General features: G+C 64.4%; 15 protein-coding genes. 11 read left to right on the top strand and 4 right to left on the bottom strand.

Translation table 11 applies throughout. The annotated features are described in order from the left end of the window. The first annotated feature begins 7 nt into the window (after positions 1-7). From aroA to galU, 9 genes are all read left to right on the top strand, one after another. On the top strand, positions 8-1,336 hold the full coding sequence (gene aroA / locus V6X63_RS01780; protein WP_367966885.1) for a 3-phosphoshikimate 1-carboxyvinyltransferase: 1,329 nt from the start codon (positions 8-10) through the stop codon (positions 1,334-1,336). Beyond that, entirely contained in the window at positions 1,333-2,010 is a 678-nt protein-coding gene (cmk, locus tag V6X63_RS01775; RefSeq protein WP_367966884.1) for a (d)CMP kinase, read from the top strand. The genes aroA and cmk overlap by 4 nt, the downstream gene beginning before the upstream one ends. Before the next feature lie 82 nt (positions 2,011-2,092). Continuing rightward, the gene (gene rpsA / locus V6X63_RS01770; RefSeq protein ID WP_367966883.1) at positions 2,093-3,775 is read left to right on the top strand and encodes a 30S ribosomal protein S1; all 1,683 of its coding nucleotides are present in this window, start codon (positions 2,093-2,095) and stop codon (positions 3,773-3,775) included. Between the two features lie 74 nt (positions 3,776-3,849). After that, positions 3,850-4,155, top strand: coding sequence for an integration host factor subunit beta (locus tag V6X63_RS01765; RefSeq protein WP_367966882.1), 306 nt, complete (start codon positions 3,850-3,852; stop codon positions 4,153-4,155). Further along, positions 4,152-4,445: a LapA family protein gene (locus V6X63_RS01760; protein ID WP_367966881.1), complete on the top strand. Its 294-nt coding sequence runs from the start codon at positions 4,152-4,154 to the stop codon at positions 4,443-4,445. The genes V6X63_RS01765 and V6X63_RS01760 overlap by 4 nt, the downstream gene beginning before the upstream one ends. Positions 4,446-4,447: 2 nt before the next feature. After that, positions 4,448-5,620, top strand: a complete 1,173-nt coding sequence (lapB, locus tag V6X63_RS01755) for a lipopolysaccharide assembly protein LapB (protein ID WP_367966880.1) — start codon at positions 4,448-4,450, stop codon at positions 5,618-5,620. Beyond that, positions 5,617-6,330 carry an orotidine-5'-phosphate decarboxylase gene (pyrF, locus tag V6X63_RS01750; RefSeq protein WP_367966879.1) on the top strand — a complete coding sequence of 238 codons (714 nt, stop codon included), beginning with the start codon at positions 5,617-5,619 and terminating at the stop codon, positions 6,328-6,330. The genes lapB and pyrF overlap by 4 nt, the downstream gene beginning before the upstream one ends. Before the next feature lie 51 nt (positions 6,331-6,381). Further along, on the top strand, positions 6,382-6,648 hold the full coding sequence (locus V6X63_RS01745; protein ID WP_367966878.1) for a ComEA family DNA-binding protein: 267 nt from the start codon (positions 6,382-6,384) through the stop codon (positions 6,646-6,648). A 90-nt stretch (positions 6,649-6,738) separates the two neighbouring features. Next, positions 6,739-7,617 carry a UTP--glucose-1-phosphate uridylyltransferase GalU gene (galU, locus tag V6X63_RS01740; protein WP_367966877.1) on the top strand — a complete coding sequence of 293 codons (879 nt, stop codon included), beginning with the start codon at positions 6,739-6,741 and terminating at the stop codon, positions 7,615-7,617. A gap of 48 nt (positions 7,618-7,665) precedes the next feature. On the opposite strand, the gene V6X63_RS01735 is transcribed toward galU, so the two are convergent. Genes V6X63_RS01735 through V6X63_RS01720 form a run of 4 tightly spaced genes read right to left on the bottom strand, consistent with a single transcriptional unit; the run spans position 7,666 to position 12,646 of the window. Beyond that, positions 7,666-7,881, bottom strand: a complete 216-nt coding sequence (locus tag V6X63_RS01735) for a YgaP family membrane protein (RefSeq protein ID WP_367966876.1) — start codon at positions 7,879-7,881, stop codon at positions 7,666-7,668. 11 nt (positions 7,882-7,892) lie between these two features. Beyond that, the gene (locus V6X63_RS01730; RefSeq protein ID WP_367977982.1) at positions 7,893-9,248 is read right to left on the bottom strand and encodes a hypothetical protein; all 1,356 of its coding nucleotides are present in this window, start codon (positions 9,246-9,248) and stop codon (positions 7,893-7,895) included. 3 nt (positions 9,249-9,251) lie between these two features. Beyond that, positions 9,252-10,049, bottom strand: coding sequence for an outer membrane lipoprotein-sorting protein (locus V6X63_RS01725; protein WP_367966874.1), 798 nt, complete (start codon positions 10,047-10,049; stop codon positions 9,252-9,254). After that, the gene (locus V6X63_RS01720) at positions 10,046-12,646 is read right to left on the bottom strand and encodes an efflux RND transporter permease subunit (protein WP_367966873.1); all 2,601 of its coding nucleotides are present in this window, start codon (positions 12,644-12,646) and stop codon (positions 10,046-10,048) included. Before V6X63_RS01720 ends, V6X63_RS01725 begins: the two co-directional genes overlap by 4 nt. Before the next feature lie 124 nt (positions 12,647-12,770). On the opposite strand from V6X63_RS01720, the gene V6X63_RS01715 reads away from it, so the two are divergent. Continuing rightward, the gene (locus tag V6X63_RS01715; protein ID WP_367966872.1) at positions 12,771-13,106 is read left to right on the top strand and encodes an ArsR/SmtB family transcription factor; all 336 of its coding nucleotides are present in this window, start codon (positions 12,771-12,773) and stop codon (positions 13,104-13,106) included. An 86-nt stretch (positions 13,107-13,192) separates the two neighbouring features. Further along, positions 13,193-13,651: a hypothetical protein gene (locus V6X63_RS01710; RefSeq protein WP_367977981.1), complete on the top strand. Its 459-nt coding sequence runs from the start codon at positions 13,193-13,195 to the stop codon at positions 13,649-13,651. Positions 13,652-13,677: the final 26 nt, after the last annotated feature.

The raw sequence follows: 13,677 nt of genomic DNA, 5'->3' as shown, positions 1-13,677 counted from the left end.
TGACGTGATGGCTTTGAAGGTTGGCCGACGGTTCATCGTGGAGCCCGGCGGGGCGCTGCATGGCGAGTTCCCGGTGCCCGGGGACAAATCCATTTCCCATCGCTCGGTCATGCTGGGCTCGATCGCCGAGGGGGAGACCCGGGTCGAGGGTTTTCTCGAAGGCGACGATGCCATGGCCACGCTGTCCGCCATGCGGGCGCTCGGTGTGGAGATCGAAGGACCGGAGGACGGTCGCCTGCGGATCCAGGGTGTGGGCCTGCACGGACTGCAGGCCGCGGATGCGCCCCTCGACCTGGGCAACTCGGGCACCTCAATGCGTCTGTTCAGCGGCCTCCTGGCCGGACAGCCGTTCGTCAGTGAACTGGTTGGCGATGCGTCCCTGATGCGGCGGCCGATGCGGCGGGTCACCGACCCGCTGACGCGCATGGGTGCTCGAATCGGTACGGCGCCGAACGGTACCGCACCGCTGCGTATCGAACCTGCGCCTGGTCTGCGGGGTATCGACTATGCAATGCCCATGGCCAGTGCCCAGGTGAAGTCCGCGCTGCTGCTGTCCGGGCTCTATGCCGAGGGCGAGACCTGCGTGACCGAGCCCGCCGTCACCCGGGATCACACCGAGCGCATGCTCGCGGCCCTCGGCGTGCCGGTCGCCGTGGAAGGCCCGCGTGTTCGGGTGACGGGCGGGGCGTCCCTGACGGGCGGCGGGATTGCCGTACCCGGTGATATCTCGTCGGCGGCGTTTTTCCTGGTGGGTGCCTCCATCGCGTCGCAGGCCTCCGTCACGCTGACCAACGTCGGACTCAACCCGACCCGGACCGGCGTGATCGAGATTCTCCGGCGCATGGGCGCGTCGATTGATATCGATGCCGGGCATGCGGGTACCGGTGAGCCCGTGGGGCGGATAACGGTGGAACCGGCCCCACTGCGAGGCATCGACATCCCACCGGAGCTGGTGCCGCTTGCCATCGACGAATTCCCCGCCATCTTCGTGGCAGCGGCCTGCGCCCGGGGTGAGACCGTGCTGCGTGGCGCGGAAGAGCTGCGTGTCAAGGAAAGCGATCGGATCGCCGTCATGGCCGAGGGGCTGGCGCGCCTGGGCATTGAGGTCCATCCGCAGCCCGACGGCATCCGCATCGTTGGAGGACGTCTGCGCGGCGGCCATGTGCGCGCCCACGGCGATCACCGCATCGCCATGTCATTCGCCATGGCGGCATTGGCGGCGGATGGGCCCGTGACCATCGATGACTGTGCCGAGGTGGATACCTCGTTTCCCGGTTTCGTTGAGCTGGCGCATCGTGCCGGTCTGTCCATTCGTGCCGAGGAGACGTCGGCATGAGTGCCCGCATCGGCGTGGTCACGATCGACGGACCGGGCGGAGCCGGAAAGGGCACCATCGCCCGGGAGCTGGCCGGACGTCTGGGGTGGCACCTGCTCGACAGCGGGGCGATCTACCGGCTTCTGGCGCTGGCTTCGCTGCGGGCCGACATCGGACTCGGCGAGGTCGATCGTCTGGTGGCGGTCGCCGAGGCGCTGGACATCCGGTTCCCGACAGATGGTCCCGCGGCCGGTGAGGTCATCCTCGACGGGGTGGTCGTCAGTGACGCGATCCGTGACGAGGCCTCTGGTGAGCGGGCCTCCCGCCTGGCCGCGGTGCCGGTGGTGCGCCAGGCGCTGCTTGAGCGCCAGCGTGCATTCCGCCGGCCGCCCGGCCTGGTGGCTGACGGTCGCGATATGGGGACGGTGGTTTTCCCGGATGCGCCGGTGAAGATCTTTCTGACCGCGAGCGCCGAGGAACGCGCCCGCCGGCGCCATAAGCAGTTGATGGGACAGGGTGTTGCTGCTAATCTGGCGGATCTTTTGCAGGAACTGAGAGCGCGGGACGAGCGCGATACCCAGCGCAGTGTGGCGCCGCTCAGGCCGGCAGAGGACGCGGTGACCATCGATACCACGGACTTGTCCGTCGAGGCGGTGGTCAGTGCAGTGATGGAGCGGGTCGAGGCCCGGCTCTGAAGCAGGTGGACGCTGCTGTTGGCAGTGTCTTGTGTTCAAGCAACCAACTGGATCGTTTTCCGATCCCGGATCAAATCATCCCATGAGCGAAAGCTTTGCAGAACTTTTTGAAGAGAGCCTTGCGCAGACTGACATGCGGCCGGGCTCCATCGTCACCGCCCAGATCGTGGCGATTGATGGTGAGGACGTCATCGTCAATGCCGGACTGAAGTCCGAGGCGGTCATCCCGTTGCGCCAGTTCACCGACGAGGAAGGTACCGTCGAGGTGAACGTCGGCGACGATGTGGAAGTGGCCCTGGATGCCGTCGAGGACGGCAGCGGTGAGACCCGGCTGTCCCGCGAGAAGGCCAAGCGCGCACGGGCCTGGCGTGTGCTTGAGGCGGCCTACGAGGGCAGCGAAACGGTCACCGGTCAGATCAGCGGCAAGGTCAAGGGTGGATTCACGGTGGACCTCGGTCACATCCGTGCCTTCCTGCCGGGCTCGCTCGTGGATATCCGCCCCGTGCGGGATACCACCTACCTCGAGGGCAAGGACCTCGAGTTCAAGGTGATCAAGCTCGACGCCCGTCGCAACAACGTCGTCGTGTCGCGCCGTGCGGTGGTGGAAGAGGAATATAGCGCCGAGCGCGAGGCACTGCTCGAGAAGCTCCAGGAGGGCCAGACGCTCAAGGGTATCGTCAAGAACCTCACCGACTACGGCGCATTCGTCGACCTCGGCGGCATCGACGGCCTGCTGCACATCACCGATATGGCCTGGCGGCGCGTCAAGCATCCGTCCGAAGTGGTGGATGTCGGCCAGGAAATCGACGTCAAGGTGCTCAAGTTCGATCGTGAGCGCAACCGCGTCTCCCTGGGCCTGAAGCAGCTCGGAGAGGATCCGTGGGAGGCCATCGCCGCGCGCTATCCCGAGGGTAGCCGCGTGGTCGGCAAGGTGACGAACATCACCGATTACGGCTCCTTCGTGGAGATCGAGGAAGGCGTCGAGGGCCTTGTCCACGTCTCCGAAATGGACTGGACGAACAAGAACGTCAATCCGGCGAAAATGGTCTCCATCGGCGACGAGGTCGAGGTGATGATCCTCGACATCGACGAGGAGCGTCGCCGGATCTCGCTCGGCATGAAGCAGTGCCAGCCCAACCCCTGGGACGAGTTCGCCGCCACCCATAACAAGGGTGACCGCGTGACCGGTGCCATCAAGTCGATCACCGACTTCGGCATCTTCGTCGGACTCGAAGGCGGCATCGACGGGCTCGTGCATCTCTCGGATCTCTCCTGGAGTGATGCCGGTGAGGAGGCCATCCGCGACTTCCAGAAGGGTGAGGAAGTCGAAGCCGTGGTGCTGTCCGTCGACCCGGAGCGTGAGCGCATCAGTCTGGGCATCAAGCAGCTGGCGCAGGATCCGGTCTCCCAGTGGGTGGCCAACCATCCCAAGGGGACGGTCGTGACCGGAACCGCCGCCGAGGTGGATGCCAAGGGGATCGTGGTTGATCTTGGCGACGACGTTCAGGGCTACATCCGTGCCGCCGACCTGGCCCGCGAGCGGGTTGATGACGCGCGCAACGTGGTCAGCGAGGGTGATGAAGTCGAGGCCAAGTTCATGGCGGTCGACCGTCGCAATCGCATGATCAGCCTTTCGGTCCGTGCCAAGGATCAGCAGGATGAGCGCGAGGCCATCGAGGGCTATGGCAGCACCGGCACCGCCGGTACCACCACCCTGGGTGATCTGCTCAAGGAGCAGATGGCTGATCGGGGTGACGAGGACTGAGACGTCCGCAACAGACTGCGGCCGGGCAGGCGATGCCCGGTCGTGGTCGTTCTTGAGGTGATGGATTGCCATCCATGACGAAGTCGGAACTGATTGAATTGATCTCGGCGAATCAGCAGCATCTCGCCCAGCGGGATGTTGAGCTGGCCGTCAAGACGCTGCTTGAGCAGATGAGCGAATCCCTGGCCAGCGGCGAGCGGATCGAGATCCGCGGTTTCGGGAGCTTCTCTCTGCATCATCGGCCACCGCGCATCGGTCGTAACCCCAAGACCGGAGAACCGGTCTCGCTCCCCGGCAAGCATGTCCCGCACTTCAAGCCGGGCAAACAGATGCGCGAGCGGGTGGACGAGGGTCGGCGTAACAATGCGGAGGACGCATGAAGCGGCTGATCGGCCTGGTCCTTGCGCTGATCGTCGTGGCGGCGGGACTGAGCTTCGCCATGCTCAACCCGACAGCCGTGTCGCTGGATTTCTACCTTGGCCAGCTCAAGCTGCCCATCTCCCTCTGGCTGGTCATCGCCTTCGCCATCGGCGTGATCATCGGGCTCGCGGCCGCCACCGGCATACTCATGCGCCAGCGCTGGCAGCTGGCACGTCTGCGGCGTGAGGTCGCGGCCTCCCGCGAGGAGCTCTCTGAATTGCGCAAATTGCCGATTCGGAACACGCCCTGACCATGTGGTACCTCTTCTGGCTGCTGCTTCCGTTGGCAGCCCTGTCCGGCTGGTGGGTCGGACATCGCAAGGCGAAAGGCGCCGCCCGCCGCCAGCGAACCCTCCCCCGCGATTATTTCCAGGGACTCAATTACCTGCTCAATGAGCAGCCAGACCGCGCGATCGAGGTTTTCACGCGCATGGTCGAGCTGGATGAGGACACCGTGGAGACGCATCTGACCCTCGGTAACCTTTTCCGTCGTCGGGGCGAGGCCGATCGTGCGGTCCGCATTCATCAGAACCTCATCGCGAGACCCTCTCTGGCGCAGGAGCAGCGCGCCGCGGCGCTTCTGGAACTGGCCCGCGACTACCTCGCGGCAGGGCTGCTGGACCGTGCCGAGACGCTGTTCCTCGAGGCGCTGGAGTTCAGCGAATACCGCACCACGGCCCTGCAGTCGCTGCTGGACATCTACCAGCAGGAGCGCGAATGGGAGTCGGCGATTGAGATCGCACAGCGCCTGCAGCGTATCAGCGCCGGGGACTACGGCCCTCAAATGGCGCAGTTCGCCTGTGAGCAGGCTGAGCAGATGATCCGGGATCATGCGGATTCCGGCGAGATCCGTCAGACCATCCGTCGGGCCCTTGGATATGACCGGCGCTGCGTGCGGGCCTCGTTGATGAAATGCGACCTCGAGCAGCGGGAGAACCGCTGGCGCGCCGCGATCAAGGCGTGCCAACGGGTCGAGAGCCAGGATGTCGACTACATCCCGGAGGTGCTGCCTCGGCTTGAGGCGTGCTACCAGGCGACCGGAGACCAGGGCCAGTTCATGGGGGAACTCTACCGGTTGCTCAATCGCTATCCGGGTGTGTCGGTGATCATGAAGCTCAGCGAGTGCATCGAGTCGCGTGACGGGCGCAAGGCAGCGGTGGAATTCCTCGCCACACAGCTCAGGGAGCGCCCGTCGGTCCGGGGCCTGGATCGTCTTATCGAGCTCAATATCAGCGAGGATGACGAGGACCGCCGTCGCCAGCGGGATCTCAAAGTGCTACGGGAGCTTTTTCAGGCGCTGCTGGGCGATCGGCTGCCGTATCGGTGTGTCAAATGCGGGTTCGAGGCCCGCCAGCTCCACTGGCAGTGTCCGGGGTGCCGGTCCTGGTCAAGTATCAAGCCGCGCCGCGGCCTGGAGGGGGAATGAGCCCGTCGCCGAGCCTGATCGTCGCACTCGACTTTGATAACGCCACGGCGGCGCGGGATATGGTGAACCGCCTGGCGCCGGGCCGGTGTCGCCTGAAAGTCGGCAAGGAGCTTTTCGTTCGTGCCGGACCCTCGCTGGTCCGGGAGTGGGTGGATGACGGGTGGGATGTGTTTCTCGATCTCAAATTCCACGACATACCCAATACAGTGGCGGCGGCCTGCCGGGCCGCCGCGGATCTCGATGTCTGGATGATCAACGTCCATGCACTCGGCGGCCCCGCCATGCTGGCGGCGGCCCGCGAGGCGGTGGATGAGGCGCCGCGCCGGCAGCCCCTGCTGACCGCGGTCACGGTGCTGACCAGTCATGACGAGGCGACCCTGCAGGCCATCGGACTACAGGGAACGCCGGTCGAGGCGGTCAGCCGGCTGGCCGCGCTGGCCGCGAGTGCCGGGCTGGATGGTGTGGTCTGCTCTGCACAGGAGGCCTCCGCCGTCCGCGAACAGGGCGGTCCATCATTCCGACGGGTCACGCCGGGGGTTCGCCCCGCCGGCATGGCCGTGGATGACCAGCGACGCATACAGACCCCGGCCTCCGCCATTGCCGCCGGCGCGACGGATCTCGTGGTGGGGCGGCCCATTACCCGATCGGCGGATCCGGCTGGTGCGGTGGAGATGATCCTCGATGAGATGCAGGTCACAACAGGGGGGTGACCTCCAGCACTAGGCTCTGACATGCCACTTCAAGCAATAAGGGAGCATGTCATGAAGTCACTCACTCCACTGGGCGGTCTGCTCGGGCTGGGTCTCTACGCCGGCGTGGCGCTGGCAACCGCGGAGCCGGTGAACGTCAATGAGGCGGATATCGATCAGCTCCAGCGCATCAACGGCATCGGGCCGGCGACGGCGGAGGCGATCGTTGAGGATCGCGAGCTCAACGGGCCATTCGAGACCATCGAGACCATGACCCGGGTCAATGGCATCGGTGAGGCGACGCTCGAGGCCATGCGAGAGCAGGTCACCCTCGACTAGGCGGGATGGGTGGGGCGCCTGACACGGCCCCCACCTTGCTTTACGCTTGTCGGGCAGGGAGAGAACCGTTTGCAGGGAGTATCACGGCAGATGGCAAAACGAATCCGCAAGGCCGTCTTCCCGGTCGCTGGACTGGGCACGCGGTTCCTGCCGGCAACGAAGGCGAACCCCAAGGAAATGTTGCCGGTGGTGGACAAGCCACTCATACAGTATGCCGCGGAGGAAGCGGTCAGGGCCGGGATCGAGACGCTGATTTTCGTGAACGGACGCAATAAGCGCAGCATTCCCGATCATTTCGACAAGGCCTACGAGCTGGAGACCGAGCTTGAGGAATCGGGCAAGCTCGAACGACTGGCGGCGGTCCGAAACATCGTCCCGTCCCATGTGGCCTGCATCTACATCCGTCAGTCCGAAGCGCTTGGGCTGGGGCATGCGGTCCTCTGTGCCGAACCCGTCGTCGGTGACGAACCCTTCGCCGTGATTCTCGCCGACGATCTCATCGATGACGGCGAGGGGGATGGCTGTCTCGCCCAGATGGTCCGGCGCTATGACGAGCAGGTGGCGAGCATCCTCGGCGTACAGCGGGTCCCGGAGGCCCATACGGACCGGTATGGCGTCGTCGATATCGAGCCGGTGAGCGAGCGTCTCGGTCGCCTGAACGCCATCGTAGAGAAACCCAGCCCGGCGCATGCCCCGTCCAACCTCGGCGTGGTCGGACGCTATATCCTCAACGGCAGCATCTTCAACAAGCTCCGTCAGACCCGGCCCGGCGCTGGCGGCGAGATACAGCTCACCGATGCGATCGCGGCCCTCATGCGTGATGAGCCCGTGTTTGCCTATGAATTCGAGGGCACGCGCTACGACTGTGGCGACAAACTGGGCTATCTGCAGGCGACGGTGGAGTTCGGCGTCAAGCACCCGGATTTCGGCAAGGCGTTTGCCGACTACCTGCGACAGCGCCGGGCGTAGGGTGACCGGGACCGGTCACCCGTTTCGTGTGGATCCCCGGCCGTTAGCTCAGGCGGAGGCCTTCTCCCGGGGCGATTCCTCCCGGAAGCCGATGCGCTTGAGAATGGCCATCGCCGGGCACCACCGCGTGAACGCCGACTGCAGCAGGTTGAAGCCAACGAAAGCTGTGAACAGATACCATCCCGGATGGACCCAGGTGCCCAGCGCGAGGCTGAGGAGCACAAAGAATCCCGCCATTGCCCGAAGTCCCTCATTCACGGTCATGACCAGCCCTCCTAGAAGCTGTAGCGAAGTCGAAGATAAAGATTGCTGTTGTCTTCAAGCTGCGTGTGGAACGTCCAGTCGTCCGCCCCGCCGAACAGGTTTCCACCCGCGGTCCCTGTCAGCTGGTCGCTGAAGCGGTAGATCGCTCTCGGACGGAGGTAGTAGTCGGCATCCGACGGCGAATAGAAGGTAAACAGCGACAGGGTCAGATCCTGGCGCAGCAGCTGCCAGGTGATCCGGTTGGTCAGCAGATGGCGGTACTCGTCCGGTGCATAGGGGCGTTGAGCCGCCGGCAGATTGGCGATGATTGCGTCGTGATCCCGGGTCCACTCCAGCAGGTACTGCCAGCCGAGGGTGAAATCCGCAAAAGGCTCGTTCTCGAATCCACCCAGAAAGCGCCACTGGTCGTTGGGAAGGTTGGGGTTGTCGCCGCTGCTGTCCTCGCCGGCGTAATAGGCGGTTTCCAGATTGCCAATACCGCCAAGAGCGGGGCGACGCAGGCTCGCGCCCAGTGAGGACAGGCGTGGGAAGTACGCCTCGCCGGTGGATGGGTCGACGGCGCTCGGCTGGTTGTCATAACCGTGGTAGGCGTAGCCGGCATATTCCACCCCATCGATTGTCTGGTAGACGCGCAGGGCAAACTCGCTGTCCCTGCCCAGGCTGTCACGTTCGCGGGGGTCTATCGTCGGCGGTGCGGCTACCCGACGCCCCTCCACCACGCTGAAGTAGGACAGTCGTTCCCCGGTGATGTACCGGTTGGGGGCGGCGCGGGGCATCCAGACGAAGTCGATGTTCACATCACCGAACCAGGAGAGTTTGAGGGCGTCGGCGGGTGCCTTCAGGTACTCATCGTCGCGGCCGCTGAAGAACGAGACATAGTCCTTGGGGAAGAGGTCGTTGAGGAAAACCAGGTCTCCGGTCCCCCATGTCAGGATCTGGCGGCCGACGTCGACATCAATCCGATCGGTGAGGCGACCGGCGAGCGCCGCCTCGCGTAGGTCACCACGAACACCGTCCTCGACGCCGTCAATCCAGACATCTCCCTTGATGGTTGCCGTGTAGTCACCAAGGGCCCGCTCCGCCTCAAGCTGCAATCGGGCCTCATTGAGGGTGTAGTCATCGCCCACCGCCGGATCGTCATGGAGTCGGGTGGCCGTCGCGCCCTCAAGGAATCCGTACCACCGCCAGCCCGTCTGTTGCTCTGCCCACGGGTCCTCGCCCCATGCTTCATCACCCCACGGGTCTTCTGCCTGCCCATTCTCCTGGGCCATCAGTGGCGTGGCGGTGACCATGAGGAGCAGTCCGAGCAACGCGCCGCGGTGTTGCCATCGGGACCAGTCCCCGGTCATATGGCTGCCGGTTCCCATGGTTCAGTCCCGGCGCAGCCAGTCCCGCGGCGGGTTACGCAGCGAGCGCTCGCTGAAGATGCGGTCCGGCAGACCGACATCGTATTCGGAGAAACGGAACTGCGTGACGGTGTAACCGCCCGAATCCAGGTCCTCCATGCGGACTTCGGTCCCGGTCGGGTAGCCATCAATGGTTTCCACCTCGGTGACTTCCATCCGCCGATAGACCTCGCCGGAATCGCGCTGGTACTCGGTGCGCATGGGGAGCATCGTCTCGCGGTCGACCCACGTCCGGTAGCGGGCGAATTCCACCTGATCCGGATCCTTCGGCGTGCTCTCGATCACGTAGTACTCGTCCGTCGTATCGATCAGGCTGTGTTCATCCTCCTCGGTACCCCGGCCGGAGATATCCTCGTAGAAGAAATGCGAGCCGACGAAGCTGGTCCGCTTGTCCCCGGCAGCGATGCGCTTGACCAGGTCGAGCGCGGGCAGGTAGAGCCAGCGGTCATCGGCCTCGCCAACCTGCTTCTCCACCCGGAAGACCGTGCCGCGGATATCCGCGGGGCGGCTGAAGACCACCAGATAGCGCTGATCGCCGCCATCAGCGACATCCTTGCGCAGCAGGGTGAATTGCCGGCGCTGCCGATTGTCGTTGCCGTCGACGATCAGCATGCGGGCCGCCGAGCGACCATCGTCGCCGGCATAGTACGAGGCGATATTGGCCTCCTCGACGATCTGCTCCGCATCGGTCATCTGGGCACTCGCCATGCCTGCCGCAAGGCCGGCGATGGACAGGCAGGTCAGGGCTAGAAGGTGTTTCATGTCGCCTCTCCAGTGGATTGCGTGGATGCGGTGGTCCGGTCGGGCATGATCCGGCGTTGACCGAGTTTCATGATGGCGGGCAGCAGAACCACCGATGCGATGGCCGACGCCGCCATGATGCTGGCGAGGAAAATCCCCACCGTGTTGTAGGGCACCAGCGGTGCGGCCAGCAGCGGCAGGAAGCCGACCGCAATGACAATGGCGTTGCGGCTGATGGCCCGCGCCGGCTCCTTGAACATCAGACGCATGCTCTCGGCGAAGTTCCCCGTGCGCCGATAGTTCTCGCGGCTGCGCTCGATGAAATGGATGGCAAAGTCCACCGACAGGCCGAGGGTGAGCGAGGAAAGCACCGCGATGGGCATGTCGTAGTATTTGCCGATCAGACCGACCACGCCGTAGATCAGGGCGATGCTCACGGTCAGCGGGACCATCGCCAGGAGCCCGAAGACAAGCGAGCGGAAGAGCAGCAACATCATCAGGGCCACCATGACCCAGGCGATGGCAAGGCTCTGTGCCATGCCCTTGACCATGGCATCCTGCCAGACGACGTTGATGTAGTTGAGCCCGCCCCAGCTCATGCTCACGCCCTCCGGCAGCGGGTTGCGCTCGACATACGCATTGGCGCGGTCGATGACCGCCTGCATGTCCTGGTTGTCACCGCTGGAGAGCTGCAGCCAGAGGTTGGCCGCCTGATAATCCGGGGTGACCATTCGCCAGAGGTCATGGGGGCGATGCGAGCCCTGGAAGCTGAGGATGGTCTGCGCCACCGCCTGCCGGGAATCCGGGATACGATAGTCCCCGGCGTCGCCGCTGCGCAGCTCGCGGTAGACCGTGCGGACAAGGTCCGAGACAGTATTGACCTTGCCGACTTCCGGGCTCTCCGCCAGGGCGGCCTGGAAATCGGCGATGTAGCGCAGCATCTCGGGGCGCTGGAAGGTGTTGAGCTCGCCCCGGGTCTCGTCGATCAGCGTGAGTAGTTCCTCCCACCACGGATACGCGGCATCGTCCGCGGTGAACAGCTGATCCTCGACCTCCAGGCTCAGCGTCTCGAGCAGCGCACGGAAGCCGTCGGCATCGCGTGCCGCCTGTTCCCGCAGCTGCGTCCAGGTATCGCCTATCCGCACGCCGTCGGCGCGGGCCTGATCGATGATCTGCCGGGATTGCGTCCGAAAGCGCTGGGGAGCGGCCCCTGCCTGCTCCGATTCGAGTCGGAGATAGGCGCTGTAAGTGCCGGCGAAATGCTCGTTGAGCACGCGATCGGCGACCCGGATGCGATGGTCCGACTGGAACCAGCGTACGGGGTTGTCGTTCACCGTGATCTGGCTGATGCCATAACCGGCGATGACCAGTGCGATGGCGAAGATGCTGACCACCAGCTTCGCCCGGCCGACGGCAAAGCCTCCCAGGCGCGTCAGCCCACGGGCGAGGGGGGTGTCATCCGGGGGGCGGCGGCTGCCCGCGGCACGCAGGGCCTCCAGCCGCTCTGGCTTGAGACGCACCGCGTAGGCCGGGATGAAAATCACCGTGAGGATGAACGCCAGCACGATGCCGGCCCCGACGAACAGGCCGAAGACCTGTACCGGTGGAATCGGGGTGAAGGCGAGCGACGCGAAGCCGATGCCGGAGGTGATCGAGGTGTAGAGCATGGGCGTGAACAGATGGTCCATCACCTCGGCCATGGTCTCCCTCGCGCCGCGCTCCGGGCGGTAGCGGTCGGCGAACTCCGAGATGATGTGGACCGAGTCGACCACGGCGATGGGCATCAGAAAGATGGGGATCATGGAGCTCATGATATGGACGGTGAAGCCCATCCCGATGAGGGCCCCCATTGTGGTCAGCACCACCGCGAAGGCCATCAGCATGGGCGCCACGACCAGCGTCACCGAGCGGAAGAACCACCACATCAGGGCAAAGATGACCAGCGCCGCAAGGGGCGCGGAAATGGCCATCTGGATGAACATCTCGACGCCGAAGGTGTCTTCCGCCACCGGCAAGCCGGTGATATGGAATTCATCATCGGTGTCGAGTCCGGCGATCAGATCTTCAATCTCCCCGGCGATGCGATGGCTCTGGTCCTTCGACTCAATGGGGACATAGATCGCCGTTGCTTCGCCATCTCCGGAGATCAGCGTGTCGCGGAAGAGGGGCAGATCAAGGGTGGCGTCACGGATCGCCCGGGCTTCGGCCTCGGTCTCCGGCGGCGTGTTCATCATCCACTCGAAGCGGATGGTGCCGGGGCCGGCCTGTTCGATATTGTCCACCGTCGCCAGGGACAGCAGGTCGCGCCGGATGACGCCGTCGATTTCGGCAATCTCCTCGCTCAGCGAATGAATCGCGCCAAGTGAGCGGGGGTTGAACACACCCTCGTCCCCGGATTCGTTGACGACACCGACGACGATCATGTCATGCAGATTGAACTGCTCCTTGATGACGTTGTGCCGCACGCGGTCTTCCTGATCCGCGGGCAGCATGTTCTCCGGGTCGGTATCGATCTGTATGAGGGGGATCAGGGCCGTGCCCAGCAGGGTGAGCAAGAGTGTCCCCAGAAAAACGATCCGGGGGTGATCCATGGCGAGACTGGCGATACGGCGACCCATGTCGTCTCCTGAACCGAGTGATTGATTTCACTATATTCTTACATAGTCATATAGTAAACAACCCGCTTTTCGGTTAGTCTGTAGCAGGTTGATAAAAGCGATCGCCAGGCGCAGGAGGGCTGTAATGGCCGGCAGTGATCACGCGACACCCGAGTCCATGGAGCTGATCGCCCAGTACTTCCGTGTGCTGGGCGATGCACAGCGCCTGCGCATCCTGCATTGCCTGCAGGGCGGCGAGCATACTGTCGGCGAGATCGCCGATCTCAGCGGCGCGAGCCCCTCCAATGTGTCCAAGCATCTGGCGCTGCTTCGTGCCAACGGTCTGGTGGGTCGTCGACAGGAGGGCAATCGCGCCTACTTCGGGATCACGGCGCCGTTCATATTCGAACTCTGCGATATCGTCTGCTCCGGTGCCCGCGAACGACTGGCGCGCGAGCAGGCCATGCTGCCGCCGGTTTAACCCGCGATCTTCTGATTCCACGCACTCACTCAAGCAGCGCATGCTCGATCCTGTCGTCCAGGATTGAGACAGAGGAGAGTGTTCTCATGCCAACGAGACAGAGCCGCCGGCGGGTTCTCGCCGGACTTGCGATGATCATGCTGGGGAGTCAGGCCGGCTTACCGGCGATGGCCAACGCGCAGGGCAAAAGCAACAGCGGGGGTGGAGAGGGTGATACGGACCGCACTCGCGCGAGGGATCCTCAGACCGACCCGACCGGCGGTGGCGATCAACTCATGGATCGGGACCGTCTGCGTGACATGGACCAGTTGCGTGATCGCCTCCATCAGACCGAGGACAGTGCCGAACGGGAGCGTCTGCTCAATCGGTATCGTCAGCAACTTGATCAGGCAATGAGCCGGCTGGATAACCTGCCTGAGCCCGCTGCCAACCTCAGCGACGCCCAGCGCTTACGGCATCTGGAACAGCGTGATGCGCTCATGCAGCGGTTGATGCGGCATATGTGGAGCTACCGCAACGCGGTTCAGGCGGAAATCGGCGGATAGAATCCGGCGCACGGCACGCGCATGGG

It is taken from the genome of Spiribacter onubensis (genome assembly GCF_040838425.1).
Classification (GTDB): domain Bacteria; phylum Pseudomonadota; class Gammaproteobacteria; order Nitrococcales; family Nitrococcaceae; genus Spiribacter; species Spiribacter onubensis.
The sequence above is the reverse complement of the archived record's forward strand: the minus strand, read 5'-3'. Positions and strand labels throughout refer to the sequence as shown.

Bases quoted from the DNA above. Each gene is read 5' to 3' on its own strand.
- V6X63_RS01715 (WP_367966872.1), top strand. From the start codon at position 12,771: ATGGCCGGCAGTGATCACGCGACACCCGAGTCCATGGAGCTGATCGCC.
- lapB (WP_367966880.1), top strand. From the start codon at position 4,448: ATGTGGTACCTCTTCTGGCTGCTGCTTCCGTTGGCAGCCCTGTCCGGC.
- V6X63_RS01725 (WP_367966874.1), bottom strand. From the start codon at position 10,049: ATGAAACACCTTCTAGCCCTGACCTGCCTGTCCATCGCCGGCCTTGCG.
- V6X63_RS01735 (WP_367966876.1), bottom strand. From the start codon at position 7,881: ATGACCGTGAATGAGGGACTTCGGGCAATGGCGGGATTCTTTGTGCTC.
- pyrF (WP_367966879.1), top strand. From the start codon at position 5,617: ATGAGCCCGTCGCCGAGCCTGATCGTCGCACTCGACTTTGATAACGCC.
- galU (WP_367966877.1), top strand. From the start codon at position 6,739: ATGGCAAAACGAATCCGCAAGGCCGTCTTCCCGGTCGCTGGACTGGGC.
- V6X63_RS01760 (WP_367966881.1), top strand. From the start codon at position 4,152: ATGAAGCGGCTGATCGGCCTGGTCCTTGCGCTGATCGTCGTGGCGGCG.
- V6X63_RS01730 (WP_367977982.1), bottom strand. From the start codon at position 9,248: ATGGGAACCGGCAGCCATATGACCGGGGACTGGTCCCGATGGCAACAC.
- V6X63_RS01720 (WP_367966873.1), bottom strand. From the start codon at position 12,646: ATGGGTCGCCGTATCGCCAGTCTCGCCATGGATCACCCCCGGATCGTT.
- aroA (WP_367966885.1), top strand. From the start codon at position 8: ATGGCTTTGAAGGTTGGCCGACGGTTCATCGTGGAGCCCGGCGGGGCG.
- V6X63_RS01710 (WP_367977981.1), top strand. From the start codon at position 13,193: ATGCCAACGAGACAGAGCCGCCGGCGGGTTCTCGCCGGACTTGCGATG.
- V6X63_RS01745 (WP_367966878.1), top strand. From the start codon at position 6,382: ATGAAGTCACTCACTCCACTGGGCGGTCTGCTCGGGCTGGGTCTCTAC.
- rpsA (WP_367966883.1), top strand. From the start codon at position 2,093: ATGAGCGAAAGCTTTGCAGAACTTTTTGAAGAGAGCCTTGCGCAGACT.
- V6X63_RS01765 (WP_367966882.1), top strand. From the start codon at position 3,850: ATGACGAAGTCGGAACTGATTGAATTGATCTCGGCGAATCAGCAGCAT.
- cmk (WP_367966884.1), top strand. From the start codon at position 1,333: ATGAGTGCCCGCATCGGCGTGGTCACGATCGACGGACCGGGCGGAGCC.